Source organism: Domibacillus antri, from assembly GCF_001936625.1.
GTDB lineage: Bacteria > Bacillota > Bacilli > Bacillales > Domibacillaceae > Domibacillus > Domibacillus antri.
In genome coordinates this window covers 32,533-47,850 of record NZ_MSDU01000007.1, presented here as the reverse complement: position 1 = coordinate 47,850, position 15,318 = coordinate 32,533, and the positions used below count along the sequence as shown (strand labels likewise).

Genomic DNA, 15,318 nt, shown 5'->3' with positions numbered 1-15,318 from the left:
AGCGGCTGTGATGACGTTATAAAAGAATGTTACAACGATTCAAAACACCTCTTCCCTACGCCGGCATTATCCGGTTCAAGTTATAAGGGTTAAGGCAGATCGCCTCTCTCAGCTCCATTACGAGCACCCCCAGCGGTGATTCTATTTAATTTGATCTTATCAGTAGTTTTATCACACGAAAGTGTTTTATTCAATGGAAAAGGCGATTTTCCCGAGCTGTTCCGCTTTATCCATGCGTGTAAACGCCTGTTCAAATTGATCGAACTTATACACATGATCGATCACAGGGCGTATGTTGTGCTGTTCGATGAACTGTATCATTTCAGCCAGTTCTTCACCGCTGCCCAATGTGGACCCATACATAGTAAACTGACCATAAAAGAATGTGCGCAGGTTAATTGTTACTTCGTCGCCGGCGGATGCTCCAAATGTAACGATCGTGCCGCCCGTTTTCAGCCGGTCGAGCGATTTGTTAAATGTCGCTGCCCCAACACATTCGATAACGAGGTCCATCTTTTGACCGTCAAGCGCTTCAGACCAATCGCCTTCAGAATCAATGGCTTTGTCCGCACCAAGTTCTAGTGCCTTGCGGCGTTTTTCTTCCGAACGGGAGGTGACGTAAACAGCAGCCCCAGCGGCTTTGGCAAATTGAAGCAAAAATGTGGCTACACCGCTGCCGATGCCCGGAATCAGGACGTGCATGCCTTCTTTTACTTTTCCCCGTGTAAAAAGAGCACGGTAAGCGGTCAGTGCTGCCAGTGACAGGACACCCGCTTCTTCCCACGACAGATATGACGGTTTTTTGACAGCGTTTTCTGCAGGAACCACGATCGACTCCGCAAATGTGCCATGGAACGGCAAGCCGACAATTTCAAATCCTGACGGCGGCGCATCACTGTTTTTTTGCCAGCCGAGACCGGGATTAATAATGACTTCATCGCCTAATTGGACAGACGTAACACCTTCGCCGACTGCATCCACAATTCCCGCTCCGTCTGAACCGATAATGAGCGGCGGCTCGTTTTCTTTATGTCGGTGCAGGACAAATAAGTCACGGTGATTCAGTCCCGCTGTTTTTAACTTCACCCGCACTTCTCCTGCAGATGGCTGTACTTCATCCATATCCCGAAATGCAACACCTGTTAAACCCGCTGTTCCTTCATGAACGATTGCTTTCATTTCAATCCCTCCAAAATATGTACGTATAATATGATTTTAACATACACTATTTTGTAAGCAACGTCATTTAAACGTGACGGAATCCGGTTGAATATGTGACTTCCTCTCTGAACATAACCATTTCTGTTATTTCCTGAACAAGTAATCCGCATTTTATGTTTTAATGGAATATACAGGGGGTTTTTCAATATGAAAGAAATAGGTATTGGACTGCTGGCATCTGTCTTTTTTGCGGTGACATTCATTTTAAACCGCTCGATGAAATTGTCCGGCGGCAGCTGGATGTGGAGTGCATCACTTCGTTTTTTATTTATGCTCCCCTTTTTCATCATCATTGTCGCCATGCGCGGCAAAATGAAAGATTTATTCACTGAAATGAAGAGAAACCCGCTCTCTTGGGTCATCTGGAGCTTCTTCGGATTCGTTTTATTTATGCACCGCTTACATATGCAGCGTCGTCCGGTCCCGGCTGGCTTGTCGCCGGCACATGGCAGCTGACCATCGTTGCCGGTGTTCTCTTGACACCGCTTTTCTCGGACTTGATCAACGGGAAAAAAGTCCGGCGAAAAATACCGTTCGGCGCATTGGCGATTTCATGTGTCATTTTAGCAGGTATCGCCCTGATTCAATGTGAAAAAGCAGATGGTATTACCATATCAACACTCGCAGCGGGCGTTGTGCCTGTCTTCATTGCGGCATTCGCCTATCCGCTCGGCAACCGGAAAATGATGGAGCTGTGCGGCGGCCGGCTCGACACATTTACACGTATTCTCGGCATGACCATTGCCAGCCCGCCATTCTGGATGATGATCAGCATTGCCGGCTTCGCTATTGACGGTGCACCATCGGCAAGCCAGCTGACACAGACATTGATTGTCGCCGTTTCTTCCGGTGTCATTGCGACGACATTGTTTTTCATCGCAACCGACCGAGCGCGTGGACATGAAGGAAAACTCGCCTCCGTCGAAGCAACACAGTCCGCGCAGGTTTTGTTTACCATGATAGGAGAAGTGCTTCTGCTCGGCGCTTTATTCCCAGGTCCGATTGCCCTGTCAGGAATCGTTCTTATTATGACCGGCATGACACTGCACAGCTGGTACACAAAAAAACGAAAGGAACGTATTCGATGAACATACGGCCCGAACTCTTTAAAGAAAAGGAAGTGACCTCATGGATTTACCGCGTGAACCGGATCAGATTATTACTTTTAATATGAAAAAAATCCACATTCAAGCATTCCTCATTACAGTCGCAGCGATTATCATTGGTGTATTATTGATGCTGTTCATCCATACGGAAAGCGGTTTTGACCTTTCATTCCTGGGCTTTTTTTTATGGGTGGTTTTATACATTTTACTGATCGTTTTGCATGAGATCTTTCATTTAATCGGCTTCATGATCTGGGGGAAATGCAGGTGGAGTGATCTTGTGTACGGCCTAAACCGGGAGCTTGGCATTGCTTATGCAGGCACGAAAAAGGTGCTGGAGAACCGCGCAATGAAAAAAGCATTGCTACTGCCGTTTTGGATAACGGGCATGCTTCCATTTGTCATCGGAATCTGGATGAACAGTGCGGTTTTGATGATTGTTTCTGCCTTTTTAATTGGCGGGGCAGCCGGTGATTTTTCTATGTACAAACAGCTGCGAAAAGTGAAAAAAGATGCGTTCATTATAGATGATTTGAATGAGCCAACATTATATGTTTACAACGAAAACCCATCTGCTCTCCAATAGGCAGACGGGTTTTTTCTTATGAAATATCCAGTACGATTTTTCCAAACGCCCGGTTTTCTTCCATATACTTCAGCGCTGAAACGGCGTCTTTAAGCGAAAACTGTTTGTCGATCACCGGACGAATTTCGTGCTGCTCAAAAAATTGCAGCATGTCCGCAAATTCCTCCGGGCTGCCCATCGTCGTTCCCCGTATATCGAGCTGTTTAAAGAACACGCGCGGCAGCACAAATTCAGGTACAGGACCTGCTGTTGCACCGAAACTCACCAATTTCCCGCCCGGTTTCGCTAAAAAAACAAAATCTTTAAATGCTGCGCCGCCTACACCATCAATGATTACATCCGCGCCGCCCATTTCCTTATTCAGTTCCTGCACCCATTGATCCGACCGATAGTTAATGCCTCCCGCCGCACCCATTTCTTTCGCCCGCGCAATCTTCTCATCACTGCTGGATGAAACAAATACGCGCGCGCCTCTCGCAGCGGCAATCTGTAAAGCAAATAACGCAACACCGCCGCCGATGCCCGGTATAAAAACGGTATCACCTTCCGCCAGTTCACCGCGCGTAATGATCGCCCGGTACGCCGTTAGGGCGGACAGAGGGATGGCCGCTGCTTCCGACCATGTTAAATATGCCGGTTTCCTGTACACACTTTCAGCCGGAACTTTCACGTATTCCGCATATGTGCCATCGGCAGGCATTCCTAAAACATGAAAGTCCGGTGCGCTGCAGTTTAAATTAGATCCCCAATTCATCCCCGGATTGATGACAACTTCATCCCCTTCACTCAAGCCCTCCACATTTTCACCAGCCGCATAGACTATACCTGCACCGTCCGCCCCTAAAATGGACGGCAGTTTCATTCCTGGATACAACCCGTATGTAATAAACAGATCCCGTCTGTTTAATGATGCATTTTTCAAACGTACAAGCACTTCACCAATTCCTGGAACCGGCCGTTCCACATCTGTATACTGCACCTTTTCCGGCCCGCCTGTCCCATGTAATAAAACCGCTTTCATTTCTTCGGCCCCCTTCTGAACAATTCTCAACCCCTTGCCATTCCATTTTATCAAGAAAATGCCCTCGTGCCTATTCTGTAACCCCTACCCTGTAAAAGCAACATTTTTGCATTTTTGTGCTGTCTTCCCTCTTAAAAGGATCAGCCGTATATTTCAAGTTTTTTTCTATTCTTCTTTTGAAATCCCACTACAAAAAAGCGAACCGGATCTACATCCAATTCGCTTTTTATAAAACTTTGTACTACAGTCGATTAGACATTAAATTTCCCAATAGCGTGCTGTAATTCTTCGGCTCTATGCGTGAGCGACGCAGCAGCCGCTGAAATTTCTTCCATAGATGCGAGCTGTTCTTCCGTAGCCGCAGATACATTTTGTGTTCCGTCAGCCGCCGTTTCCGCCACTTCAGCAATCACGTTGATTGAATGAACAACCTTTTCAGCCGCAGCTGAAATTTGCTGAACAGAAGATGATACCTGCTCAATTTGACTGGCCACTTCGTTAACGGAATAATGGATTTTTCCAAAAGACTCACCCGACAAATCCACAATGCCAATTCCTTCTGCCACTTCTTTCGCGGCAAGATCCATTGACATGACAGTTTTATTTGTTTCTTCCTGAATTGCGGCAATTAACTGAGCAATCTTCTGTGCGGAATTGGAGGATTGTTCTGCCAGTTTTCGCACTTCATCTGCCACAACAGCAAATCCTTTCCCCTGCTCTCCCGCTCTTGCCGCTTCGATGGCTGCATTTAAAGCCAACAGATTCGTTTGTGAAGAAATATCTGTGATGACCTGAACGATCTGGCTGATTTCGCTGGAACGCTCCCCTAAATTTTTAACCGTTTCTGACAGGCTGCCGAACGTAGCACTGATGGCATGCATTTGGTTAATTGCCTGTTGAATATTTCGGGTCCCTTCTTCCGCTCTTTCAGAAGTATGAGACGCCGCAGCGGTCACATGCTGAGCGCTGTCGGTAATATGCTGGATGCCCACTGCCAGCTCAGAAATAATTCTTGAACTGTCCTCCACGCTTTTCATCTGTTTATCAGCGCCTGCTGCAACCTCTTGAACAATCAATGCAATTTGTTCGGTTGCTTTTCCTGTTTGTTCAGAGCTTGCGGCTAATTCTTCCGCTGAAGCAGCAACCTGTTCTGAATTACTTGAGATTTTCCCGACCAGATCCTTAAGACTAATAGACATTTCATTCACATGATGAAACATCCGGCCGATTTCATCATTTCGTGTTGACGTGTACGTTTTTGTTAAATTGCCCGAAGCAATTTCCTCCATCGCTCCTTGTATTTCATTCATCGGCTTTGTAATATTTTTTTTCGAATAATATAGCATAAATAAAATGGATAAAATAATAATAATAATACCGCACGCGATCAGTTTAAACATTAGGCTATGCAGCGTATTCAAATAGTCCTCCACTTCAACAGAGGCCATCATAATATGTCCGTCAGATGTTCGTTTGAATGCCATATACTTCGTTTCCCCATTTTCTTCATAGGAGAAATTCCCCTCTTCTTCAGGGGATATCAAACTCCCAAAAGAAAGCTCCTGTATGGCTTTCCCTATAAAGTCCTGTTCCGGGTGGGCAATAATTTCCCCTTGTGGATTTACAATAAAGGCAAACCCTGTTTTGGCGAACGAATTTTTCTCTATTTCATCTTGAAGATTTATAGATTCGACCACTTGCTGATACTCAACCGGCTCCATTCCTAATTGAAACATTCCATTACGATCCTGACGGGCAACACCGATATACATAAACATTTTGTTATCGGCCCCGCGGATAGACGGCTCCTGTGCCAGTTCAAAGTTTTTATTTGTGATAGCTTCCATAAAAGGTTCCGATTGTTCGAACGAATCATATTCATAGCCGATCAGGTCGGGGTTGCTGCTAAATTGCATAATTCCTTTATCATTCATGACATTGACTTCCGATACACCGATCTTATCGGCAAGCGCAGAAAGCTCTTCAATTGTGTAAGTGTCACGACCCGCAAGGATCTCCCTCACAGACTTGGCCAGCATTAAATAATTTTTTTGCAGGCTTTCTTTTAAAATCTCCACTGTTTGATCATACGAGTTAAAATCAGATACTAATTGATCCACCGTATTATCTGCTTCCGCATTCATCTGTTCCATGACCGCTTCCTTTTGGGCACTGTACGTAAAAGCAGAAAGAATGCACACCGTTGCAATAATAAAGACCATCGTAATAAAAGCGATTTTATTTCCAAAACTCCCGCTTATCATCTTTCTTTTTTTCCTGAAAATTCCCAATGGTTCCATCTCCCTGTTTCTAAAATATTAATGTACTTCCATCTTTTCTCTGATCGAAGCCCTTGAACCTAGAATATCTTGAAACGCATGAAGAGACAATAGAATTTGTTCCGATTCAATGGAACGCATAATAAAGACAACGTGAGAACGTTTGTCTTCGTCCGGCCACTCATCCAGGTGTTCCGGCGGGTGGATAATGTGCTGTACGCCATTCAGTAGAACCGGTCCTCTATCCCCAACATCAATCATCCCTTTCACCCGAAGTACATCCTGGCCCCGTGCATGCAGCAGCATACTGAGCCATAAGCCAAAGGCACTCCAGTCCAGCGGCTGATCGAATGTAAGAGAAATAGTTTGAGTATTAGAGGCATGATGCCCTTTTACAGATGTATCAAAGGAACCAGAAACGTTATGGTTTACTTTTTCATTTGGGGCAAACAGCTCAACGGAATCCACATCACCATATACGGATTCGATTATGTCAGCGGAAGGATTAATTAAACGCAGCCTGGAAACTAACTGTTCCGTTTCCTCTTTTGAAGCAATATCCGTTTTGGTTATGATCATTTTATCCGCTACGGCTGCTTGTTTCATCGACTCGGGCTGGCGGTCAAGATGAAGCTGGCCGTTCACGGCATCGATCGTAACAATCACCTGGTCGATTTCAAAGTGATGCTGCAAAACGGTATCAGTCAGTACAGTAAATAAAATCGGTGCAGGGTCAGCCAATCCGCTCGTTTCAATAATAATTCGATCCAGCGGTTCAATATCACCTCTATGATCATGATCCAGAAGCTCGCGCAGTGAGTTTACCAGATCTTCCCTTACGGTACAGCAGAGACAGCCTCCCCCTAAAAGGAGTGTTCTTTCATCCACTCTGCGCAAAAGATGATGGTCGAGCCCTACTCTTCCGAATTCATTCACGAGTACAGCTGTATTTTTTAAAGACGGGTCTTTCAGCAAGTTCGTAAGGAGCGTTGTTTTACCGCTGCCAAGAAACCCTGTAATAATCGTGATCTTGCGTTTTTTACTCATTTATTCTCCCCCTTCAGACCCGGCTTGTTCCGGACGTAAAACTTTTATTAAATAAGGGTCTAACGGATCAATTGGTTTTCCCAGAAGCTTTTCTGCAACCGTCCATAGCGCGCCTAAATCCTGAACAATTTCCGAACGTCCTTTTTTATCAGCCAAGATGTACTTGCTTCCTGTCCAGTCACTCAGTTTCAAGCCATAGACAGCTAATATTTTATTGCTCTGACGGATTCGCAAATGCCTTTCCCTAATGCGGGAACGCTGCGTCTCGCCAGCTGTTTGAATGGTAGACTGGCTCTCATTCTTATTCTTTCGATCTGTCCAATGCACTTGCAGCACGGATCCATTACATAAAACGCACATTATTAACCCTCTCTTTCCGTTAAAATAACAAAAGGGGGCTGGTTCTTATGAAAAACCAGCCATCCTTTCTTTTTTCAATTTATATTTGACAATCTTTATTTTCTCGGAGAACGATTTTTATAGTCGTCCGCAATCTCATCAAACGTTACCCAGCGTACTCCCTCATGGCTGTTAATGTACTCAATCAGGCGCTCATGCATAAGCAGTACTTGCGGCCGTCCGCTTACATCTGGATGAATGGTCATTGTAAAGACTGCATAATCGTTTTCACGATATACCCAATCAAATTGGTCTTTCCACATTTGCTCAATATCACGCGGATTCACGAAACCGTGGCTGTTCGGGGATTTTTTAATAAACATCATTGGCGGAAGATCATCCAAATACCAGTTAGCCGGAATCTCAATTAGATCCGTTTCTTCTCCTCTGACAAGCGGCTTCATCCACTCTTCGGCACTCTTTTCATAATCAATATTTGTCCAGCTGTCGCCAACCCGTACATAATATGGACTAAAATCGTTATGCATTAAGCTGTGATCGTATTTAATTCCATGCTTTAAAAGAAGTTCATTCGTTACTGTGGAAAATTCCCACCACGGCGCTACATAACCAGTTGGACGCTTGCCTGAAACTTTTTCAACTAAATCAATCGTTTTTAAGAGAACCGTTTCCTCTTGATGAGGCGTCATGGCAATCGGATTTTCGTGCGAATAACCATGGATTCCAATTTCATGTCCGGCATCAACGACCATTTTCGTTTGCTCCGGGAACGTTTCAATGGAGTGCCCTGGAATAAACCAAGTTGTTTTTAAATTATATTTTTCGAACAGCTTTAATAAACGCGGTGTACCGACTTCACCCGCAAACAATCCACGTGAAATATCATCAGGAGAATCTTCACCGCCGTAAGAACCGAGCCAGCCGGCTACAGCATCCACGTCTACACCATAAGCAACCAAAATTTCTTTCTTTTTCGTCATTATTCATCACGACTCCTTTTCTTAATATTAAATTATTTAGATTGTTTTGAAAACAGAAATCGGTTCCATACTTTTCTTCACGATTCCGCCGCTACAGGGTCCGGAGAAGTAGTGGATTCTTCATTCATAACATCCCAATCGCGCCCTACAGTGGTGCCTAAAAACTCATCAGAATAATTTGATTCTACTTCCGCCTGCTTATGTTTCTTTAAATACCAGAATTTCATTAACAGATAGTACGAAATAAAACCAAGCGGGAATCCGACAAGATACATATATTCGATGAAATAGAGCGCTGAGCCGCCGCCGATTACCCAGGCGATCAGTCCTGCCAGATTCCAACCTTTATCGTATTGAAATTGGCCGGTTTCGCTGTATAAATCATGAACATTCAATCGTCTTTTACGAATAACATAGTAATCGCATATGATAATGCCAGCTACTGCCGATAAAATAGCACCGTAATAGCCAAGATAAACAAATAATTGATCCAAGATCGCCCATGGCTGAACAATCGTTCCGATAACGCCTGCTAAAACAATACCCGTCACCATCGGCATTTTAATTCCCGCCCCGGCATTAACAAATGTTAAAGCGGCCGGAATAAGATTGGCTGCAGTATTCGTAGACCATTGAGCTAATACGACCATGATGAGAAGAACGACATAAGACCAGCCGCTTGCTGTTCCCTGTATAACTTCGATCGGATTCCAGTTATTAGCCCCCAATATACTGACAGCCCCAATGATACCCATAAATGTCTGCACAAGCGGAAGAGCTGTTACATGCGGCCAAAAGCTATTCCAGTTTCTCTTAAACCAATTTCGTTCTCCCATCGGCGCCTTTACATAGCGGGTGAGATTTGGAATATCAACAGCCAGTGCGGACCAAAAGCCCATATTGACGACCATAATCAGAAACCAGCTTGTTGTCTGAGCTGTCCCTTCATAAGCAGCTATATCAATTCCTTTTTCCTCAGCCATTCCCATCATTTTAAATAAGATCCAGAAAGAAATAATAATAATAGATGGTGCAGCCACGACAGCTAATCGGTCAATCGCTTTAATTCCCATCGCTGTATTAATGATTTGAACAGCCGCAAAGATAAAGTACCAGGTCAGCCAGGAATCAAAGCCTGTCATCTGGGCAACTAAGGCGTTCAACGCAATAGCTCCTAAGTACGTTTGAATACCAAACCATATAGCAGCTACGATCCCGCGGCTCACGGCAGGCAAGTGTACGCCAATCGTTCCAAAAGGCGCCCGTAAATAGGCCGCAAAAGACAAGCCGTGTTCAATTCCGATATCCCCGCTAAGACTGGCAATAAGAGCAATAACTAAATTCGCAATTAAAATAGCCGAAGCCACTTCCCATAGAGACATAGAATCAATTCCATTACCGCCAATTTGGAAAGTGGCAATAATAACCGCCATTCCCACCCATATATTAAAGAATCCAAAACCACTGATAACCCGACTGCTATTTTTTACTGGAACAATATCCGGTGAAATTAACGTATTTCTACCTTTTTTCGACATTGAAAAGCCCCCCTTCATGTTTAACCGTGTTTTAAGATTACTCCAGAAATCCCTTTATAATGGCGCTTTTGTTCCAATCCCGTAAATATGGAATCGTCCGGCGCTGTTTTGTCACGAAAGAAAGATCAATTTCCGACACAATGACTTCTTCATCCTGTCCTGCTTCTGCCAGGACGGTCCCCATTGGATTGATAATCCGGCTCGTCCCGCCAAACGTTGTTTCCTCTTTTTCCGTCCCGGTAAGATTTGAGGCAATGACATATAAACCGTTTTCAAGTGCTCTTGCGCGGGTCGCAATATCCCATGCATACAGTCTCGCTTTGCCGAACGCCGAAGGATACACTACAATATCTGCTCCCTGCATGGCAAGGATACGCGCCCCTTCCGGAAACCCGACTTCATAGCAAATTTGCATGCCTAAACGGGCAAAACCTAAATCAAAGACCGGATAATCCTCCCCTTTTGTGAAACGGGTATTTTCCGCATCCCAAAGATGGATCTTCCGATAGCTGCCGATTAAGCCTTCCGGTCCAGCCGCAACCGCTGTGTCATAAATATTGCCGTTCACAACGCTTTTTTCCAGAATAGCCCCGATTAAATAAATCTGATGTTCACGAGCAATCCGGCAAAACCAATCCGCCGTCTCGTCTGGAATCACTTCAGCGAGTGCTACATCTTGCTCTTCTACGCGGTATCCTGTACTGAACAATTCAGGAACAACAACAAGCTTTGCCCCCTTTTTAACAGCCTTTAAGATTAACGATTCGGCTTTTTGAAGATTCGCTTCTTTGTTGCCAAGAATACAGCTCATTTGAATAGCCGCTGCTTTCAACGTATCGGGGGTACCCATACATTCCCTCCTTTTCTTTTTTAAAATTCCCCACACTTACACATAAGCAAGTTTTGTGCCAACTCGATAAAAAAGGAAAATAAACGCTATTTAAATAGACACCGCCCCCTTGGCGCATTAAAATTTCGTTCTATTTGGCTAGAAAAAAAACCAGTACTATGCATTGATGCATAGTACTGGTTCGAAATATTCACAAAATAGACTAAATTAAAAGCGTATACAGTACATTTTTATATACTATGCATATCCACATAAACATTATGCGAATATGCATAGATTTATAACAATTTCATTTTGCTTATTTTCCTGCTTATAGTAGATTGGTTAACGCCGAGAACTTCAGCCATTTTCACAGTCGTTTGGAACTTTTGTTTAGCAAGCGTTAACAACTGCTTTTCTACTAATTCAACCGCCTCTTTCATTGGCATAATATCACTCACATAAATTGATGGAGATTGTTTTGAAACGGCAAAGCCTTCAGGGAGATGATCCACCTCGATCACCGGCTGGTCGATCGTCACAATTAAACGTTCAATAATATTTTGCAGTTCCCTCACGTTTCCCGGCCACGAATACTCTTGAAGCACCTCTAAAACTTCATGTGAACATGTCTTATCCCGCTTATATTTATGATTGAATTTTTGAATAAAAAAGAGCGCAAGCGGCAGGATATCTTCTTTTCGTTCACGTAATGGATGAATAAAAAGAGGTACGACATTTAAACGATAATACAAGTCTTCACGAAAATGCCCCAGACGGGTCTCTTCCTGTAAATCGCGATTGGTAGCCGTAATGATCCGGACATTCGTTTTTACCGGTTTTGTTCCGCCAATTCTGACCACTTCTCCTTCTTGCAGAACCCGCAATAATTTCACTTGAAGCGGCAGAGGCACTTCCCCGATTTCATCCAAAAAGAGCGTCCCTTCATGAGCTAACTCAAATAAGCCCGGCTTGCCATGTTTCGAAGCTCCAGTAAAGGCCCCTTTTTCATACCCAAACAGCTCTGATTCAAGCAGGTTTTCGGGAATCGCTCCACAATTCACCTTAATAAATGGTTTATTTTTCCGATCGCTATGTTGATGAATGTAAGAAGAAATGACTTCTTTTCCGACTCCGGATTCTCCCTGAATCAGGATTGTCGAATCCACTTCCGCAACCTTTCGGGCCAGTGTCGTGATGGATTTCATCTTTTCACTCTTAAAAACAAGAGAATCGCTTTCTTGTGTCATCTGTCTCAATTGATCCAATTCCTGCTTATATCCTTCCACCAGCAGCTTCATATCATCCAATTCAGATTTTAATTGGCTTTCTCCGGTAATATCTCTGGATGCATTAACGACACGGACAATATTTCCTTCATTATCCTTGATGGGTGTACCGATCACCATAAGCCTTCTACCTGTTTTTGTCGTCTGAATCACTTGAACTTTATCCTTTTTTTCGAGAACCATCCTCGTAATAGATGGTTTGAATACGCCTTTTTCCTCCAATTCGTATACCGTTTTTCCGACCAGGTCTTCATCTTTATATCCCCATAGCTTCTCACAGGCAGCGCTCACCCTTAAGGTCAATCCCTGACCATCTGAAACATAAATCACGTCATAGCTGGACTCGAAAATGGCTTTCAGATCCATTGCCATGCTTTCAAACTGATTCAAATTCATCGCAACATCCTCTATCTCTTCTGCCTCCCAGTAAACCTGGATCGCTCCTGTACATTCATCCTTATCCATTACTTTCGTTTGCGTTAATATCCCTTGTTTGTCATCTGTAATTTTGACAATGTTTTTTTCCTGTGAAGAGGTTAACAGCTCTTCTACGGTGGAATTTGGATAAAATTGATGAATGTTCTTGCCAATGACCTGATCAGGAGTCACTCCGTGTGTCGCTAATACTTTTTGATTGGTAAAAAAGATCCGGGACTGCCGGTCAATGACGGTTACTTCATGAGGAAGAGAGAACAAAATAGAACGGTACTGATGATAAAAAAAAGCATAGAGCTCTTCCCGGCGGACCCATCCTGCTACGTCCCCATTCGGATTCAGCACAATAATCACAGTGTAGTTTTCCCAGTTTGCCTGCGGATTTGCCAGCTGCTCGATCATGTAAATCCCCGGGACGATTCGTTTGGAGATCTCCTCCTTCATTGCCATCCCAACTATGCGATGATCTTGATCGATGATGATATATGGCTGGATGCCTAAGTCAGACTGAGTTCCCCATTGCTGCTCGCTGATATACGTAAATTCTTTATGAAGAATAGTCTCTATATTCACACTGCTTCCCCCATTCCAAATACTCGCAACATTTTTATTCATAGTATACAACAGTTTAAAACAGAAATTTGAGCGGATCGGCGTCTCTGCTTAAATGCTTAACTTGATTTGACAAAAATGAATTCACAAAAAAAGAACAACAACTACACTGTAAAGAGCGGGCATTGCCATGCAGCACAGAAATAATTATCAGTTGTACAGCGATGAGATAGAACTTCTATCCAACGAAAAATCCGAAACAAAAATCCCCTTACGCAAAGCATTGAAGCATCAAAAATTTACTCTTCATTATTTTTACATAACGGATATCCTGTGAGTTAAGATGTAATCGGATTGATCCCACATTCCTTTTAAGAGATTTCCCTTTTCTTTAGCCGAAATCCAAAATATCTATTGGTGAAATGATATTACCTTATTGAAAAACATGCTGAAAAAATGGTATTTTCAGATTGGAAAAGAAATTGTTTTGTCATTACAGCAAAAAATATAAAACGACTTAATGGAGGCGGGCATCATGAGAAAGCGATTAGTATGGATCATTCTTATTGTGCTCGTTTTTTTTCTTGGGAAAGGGCTGTTAAATATGTTTTGGTTTGGTCCGCTTCATGATGTCAAATCGTTTCACATTTTTTACGGAACGCCGGATGAAGAGAAATTGACAGAATTAAGCGGACAGGATGCAGCGGTGATCGAATCGCTCGCATTTTCGGAACAAGATGTGGCGTATTTGAAAGAAAACGGTGTGAAACTGTTTGGATATGTGAGCCTTATGCAGCTGGAAAATTGGAATGAGGAGCTGAAGGAGCGCATTGCGGAATCAGATTATGCAGAATCGGGCGGAAATCGGATTTACATAAAAGAGTGGGATACGTATGTGATGGATCTTCGCGAACCGAATTATCGGGACGCGCTGCTTTGGAAAGTGGAGAAATATGTGACGCAGCGCGGATTAGATGGTGTATTTTTCGATACGGTGGATGATCTTGATTATTATTTTCGCGATGAACCGGCTGTGGAGCAAGCTATGAGAAACGGCTATGCGGCACTGCTGGACGAACTGAAGAAACGCCATCCGGATTTGATCGTTATACAAAACAGAGGATTTGAAACATATGAAACCCTGTCCCGTTCGTACGTTGATGGTGTTTTATGGGAAGGCTTTGATGCGCAGGATATAAAAGAGAGCGAGTGGGCGCAAAAATGGCTGAAATATTTTAAGAAAGAACAGCGGCTGGGACGCGTCCGCGTGCTGACAGTGGTGACGGATGAAAAAAGCAGGCAGTTAAGTGAGAAAAATAAGTTTCCTGCCTACGTCCGGAAAGGAGATACTTATCAATAAAAAAGCTGCCGGCGCGGCAGCTTTTTTAGACGGCGTAATCGCCATTATATTGGACAAGCGACACATCACGAACGCCTTCCACATTGCTGAGGGAATTCATAAAAGCGGTATTGTCAATTTTCAGCCGGACTTCAGCGGTCATCTCCACGATATTTTGCCGGACAATTTTTGATTTGAGCGTGTAATCCAGTTTTTGCAATTCCCTTTTGACCTCTTCGTTCGCTTCCTCAGTATAATGAATGACGAGCAAATAGACAGTATCGGTATGTTTTTTGCGTGATAGAACGATGATCACTACGCCGATGATAAGAGCGCCGAACAGCGTTAAAAAGTAAAGACCTGCGCCGCTTGATATACCGGCTGCGATGGCCCAGAACATAAAAACAACATCAAGCGGATCTTTTATGGCAGTCCGGAAGCGGACAATACTCAGCGCGCCTACCATGCCGAGCGATAAGACGACGTTTGTACTGATCGTCATAATGACAAGAGATGTGATCATGGTCATCACAAGCAGTGTGGCATTAAAGCTTGGGCTGTACAGGACACCTTTATACGTATATTTATAAATCCCGTAAATAAAAGCGCCTGCCATAAATGCGGTCAGCAGACTGAGTAAAATATCGACCACAGATAACGTGCCAAACATGTATTCACGTAAAAAGCTTTTTTTCAAAATATCATTGAATGTAGTAACATTATCCAATTAAACAAC

12 protein-coding genes, 1 pseudogene and 1 riboswitch are annotated in these 15,318 nt (G+C 43.7%); of the genes and pseudogenes, 3 read left to right on the top strand and 10 right to left on the bottom strand.

The annotated features are described in order from the left end of the window. Window positions 1–35 precede the first annotated feature (35 nt). Window positions 36–141, bottom strand: a riboswitch (TPP riboswitch). Window positions 142–186: 45 nt separating this feature from the next. Beyond that, a complete protein-coding gene (locus tag BTO30_RS03875; protein ID WP_075397405.1) occupies window positions 187–1,179 on the bottom strand; it encodes a zinc-binding dehydrogenase in 993 nt (330 codons plus the stop codon). A gap of 189 nt (window positions 1,180–1,368) precedes the next feature. On the opposite strand from BTO30_RS03875, the pseudogene BTO30_RS03870 reads away from it, so the two are divergent. Together BTO30_RS03870 and BTO30_RS03865 are read left to right on the top strand one after the other, a co-directional pair. After that, a pseudogene (locus BTO30_RS03870) lies at window positions 1,369–2,309 on the top strand (DMT family transporter). 40 nt (window positions 2,310–2,349) lie between these two features. Next, window positions 2,350–2,913 carry a DUF3267 domain-containing protein gene (locus tag BTO30_RS03865; RefSeq protein ID WP_075397404.1) on the top strand — a complete coding sequence of 188 codons (564 nt, stop codon included), beginning with the start codon at window positions 2,350–2,352 and terminating at the stop codon, window positions 2,911–2,913. Between the two features lie 16 nt (window positions 2,914–2,929). Here BTO30_RS03865 and BTO30_RS03860 read toward each other — a convergent pair whose 3' ends face one another. The 8 genes from BTO30_RS03860 to BTO30_RS03825 all read right to left on the bottom strand — a co-directional run bounded on the left by BTO30_RS03860 (window position 2,930) and on the right by BTO30_RS03825 (window position 13,264). Beyond that, a complete protein-coding gene (locus BTO30_RS03860) occupies window positions 2,930–3,934 on the bottom strand; it encodes a zinc-binding dehydrogenase (RefSeq protein ID WP_075397403.1) in 1,005 nt (334 codons plus the stop codon). Window positions 3,935–4,185: 251 nt separating this feature from the next. After that, complete coding sequence (locus BTO30_RS03855; protein ID WP_158023562.1) at window positions 4,186–6,198, bottom strand: methyl-accepting chemotaxis protein; 2,013 nt, start codon at window positions 6,196–6,198, stop codon at window positions 4,186–4,188. A 54-nt stretch (window positions 6,199–6,252) separates the two neighbouring features. Continuing rightward, window positions 6,253–7,260 carry a CobW family GTP-binding protein gene (locus BTO30_RS03850; RefSeq protein ID WP_075397401.1) on the bottom strand — a complete coding sequence of 336 codons (1,008 nt, stop codon included), beginning with the start codon at window positions 7,258–7,260 and terminating at the stop codon, window positions 6,253–6,255. Next, the gene (locus BTO30_RS03845) at window positions 7,261–7,620 is read right to left on the bottom strand and encodes a hypothetical protein (RefSeq protein WP_075397400.1); all 360 of its coding nucleotides are present in this window, start codon (window positions 7,618–7,620) and stop codon (window positions 7,261–7,263) included. Window positions 7,621–7,715: 95 nt separating this feature from the next. After that, window positions 7,716–8,600, bottom strand: coding sequence for a polysaccharide deacetylase family protein (locus tag BTO30_RS03840; protein WP_075397399.1), 885 nt, complete (start codon window positions 8,598–8,600; stop codon window positions 7,716–7,718). Window positions 8,601–8,677: 77 nt separating this feature from the next. Next, window positions 8,678–10,138: an NCS1 family transporter gene (locus BTO30_RS03835; protein ID WP_075397398.1), complete on the bottom strand. Its 1,461-nt coding sequence runs from the start codon at window positions 10,136–10,138 to the stop codon at window positions 8,678–8,680. A gap of 37 nt (window positions 10,139–10,175) precedes the next feature. Then, window positions 10,176–10,988, bottom strand: a complete 813-nt coding sequence (locus BTO30_RS03830) for a carbon-nitrogen hydrolase family protein (RefSeq protein WP_075397397.1) — start codon at window positions 10,986–10,988, stop codon at window positions 10,176–10,178. Between the two features lie 278 nt (window positions 10,989–11,266). Beyond that, on the bottom strand, window positions 11,267–13,264 hold the full coding sequence (locus BTO30_RS03825) for a sigma 54-interacting transcriptional regulator (RefSeq protein WP_075397396.1): 1,998 nt from the start codon (window positions 13,262–13,264) through the stop codon (window positions 11,267–11,269). A 514-nt stretch (window positions 13,265–13,778) separates the two neighbouring features. Here BTO30_RS03825 and BTO30_RS03820 point away from each other — a divergent pair. Continuing rightward, window positions 13,779–14,603 (top strand): endo alpha-1,4 polygalactosaminidase, encoded by an 825-nt coding sequence (locus tag BTO30_RS03820; protein ID WP_075397395.1) that lies wholly within the window; start codon window positions 13,779–13,781, stop codon window positions 14,601–14,603. A 25-nt stretch (window positions 14,604–14,628) separates the two neighbouring features. Here the strand turns inward: BTO30_RS03820 and BTO30_RS03815 are convergent, their stop codons facing one another. Then, window positions 14,629–15,309: a DUF4956 domain-containing protein gene (locus BTO30_RS03815; RefSeq protein WP_075397394.1), complete on the bottom strand. Its 681-nt coding sequence runs from the start codon at window positions 15,307–15,309 to the stop codon at window positions 14,629–14,631. Window positions 15,310–15,318 lie beyond the last annotated feature (9 nt).

Bases quoted from the DNA above. Each gene is read 5' to 3' on its own strand.
- BTO30_RS03875 (WP_075397405.1), bottom strand. From the start codon at position 1,179: ATGAAAGCAATCGTTCATGAAGGAACAGCGGGTTTAACAGGTGTTGCA.
- BTO30_RS03865 (WP_075397404.1), top strand. From the start codon at position 2,350: ATGGATTTACCGCGTGAACCGGATCAGATTATTACTTTTAATATGAAA.
- BTO30_RS03860 (WP_075397403.1), bottom strand. From the start codon at position 3,934: ATGAAAGCGGTTTTATTACATGGGACAGGCGGGCCGGAAAAGGTGCAG.
- BTO30_RS03855 (WP_158023562.1), bottom strand. From the start codon at position 6,198: ATGATAAGCGGGAGTTTTGGAAATAAAATCGCTTTTATTACGATGGTC.
- BTO30_RS03850 (WP_075397401.1), bottom strand. From the start codon at position 7,260: ATGAGTAAAAAACGCAAGATCACGATTATTACAGGGTTTCTTGGCAGC.
- BTO30_RS03845 (WP_075397400.1), bottom strand. From the start codon at position 7,620: ATGTGCGTTTTATGTAATGGATCCGTGCTGCAAGTGCATTGGACAGAT.
- BTO30_RS03840 (WP_075397399.1), bottom strand. From the start codon at position 8,600: ATGACGAAAAAGAAAGAAATTTTGGTTGCTTATGGTGTAGACGTGGAT.
- BTO30_RS03835 (WP_075397398.1), bottom strand. From the start codon at position 10,138: ATGTCGAAAAAAGGTAGAAATACGTTAATTTCACCGGATATTGTTCCA.
- BTO30_RS03830 (WP_075397397.1), bottom strand. From the start codon at position 10,988: ATGGGTACCCCCGATACGTTGAAAGCAGCGGCTATTCAAATGAGCTGT.
- BTO30_RS03820 (WP_075397395.1), top strand. From the start codon at position 13,779: ATGAGAAAGCGATTAGTATGGATCATTCTTATTGTGCTCGTTTTTTTT.